This is a genomic window from Bacillus cereus group sp. MYBK108-1 (assembly GCF_051917185.1).
Classification (GTDB): Bacteria; Bacillota; Bacilli; order Bacillales; family Bacillaceae_G; genus Bacillus_A; species Bacillus_A cereus.
Map to the genome: position 1 here is coordinate 1 of NZ_JBQAHZ010000067.1, position 645 is coordinate 645.

Sequence of the window (645 nt, forward strand, 5' to 3'; positions counted from 1 at the left end):
CGCATACTAAGTATGCAAATTTAATGGAGGTGTTTTTCGTTTGAAGACAAGAGTTCATTACCCAGAAGAAACAAAGTGGAAAGTCATTGAAATGAAGAAAGAAGGTTATTCAAATCGTACAATTATGGAGAAACTCGGAATTAAAAATGTTTCCCAAATTAAGACATGGATGAAATGGTATCGTACAGATCAAACGTATCGTTTTCAACAACCTGTAGGAAAACAATATTCTTATGGAAAAGGACCAAAAGAGCTCAGTGAATTAGAACAGCTACGCTTAGAAAATAAACATTTAAAAACAAAATTACTTGTATGGGGAAAGTATCTAGAAATCGAAAGGGGTTGAAACCAGAAACTGTAGTTACTTTATGGAACGACTTAAGAACAAAACTAACGGTAAAAGAATTGTGTAACGTATTAGAATTACCCCGGTCTACATTTTATCGTTGGTTACAACGAACGGAAGATCTAAAAGATGATATAGAAGAGAAAGTAAAGGATGTTTGTCTTCGGCATAAATTCCGATATGGCTACCGAAGAGTGACCGCTACTCTTCGAAAAATGGGACTGTGTGTCAATCATAAAAAAGTATTACGAATCATGAGACAAAATCACATTCTTTCAAAAGTACGTCGAAAGAAAAAG

General features: G+C 34.3%; 1 pseudogene. It reads left to right on the top strand.

Features of this window, described 5'->3' with window-relative positions:
- Positions 1-40: 40 nt before the first annotated feature.
- A pseudogene (locus ACTFSL_RS31090) lies at positions 41-645 on the top strand (IS3 family transposase); the annotation flags it as partial.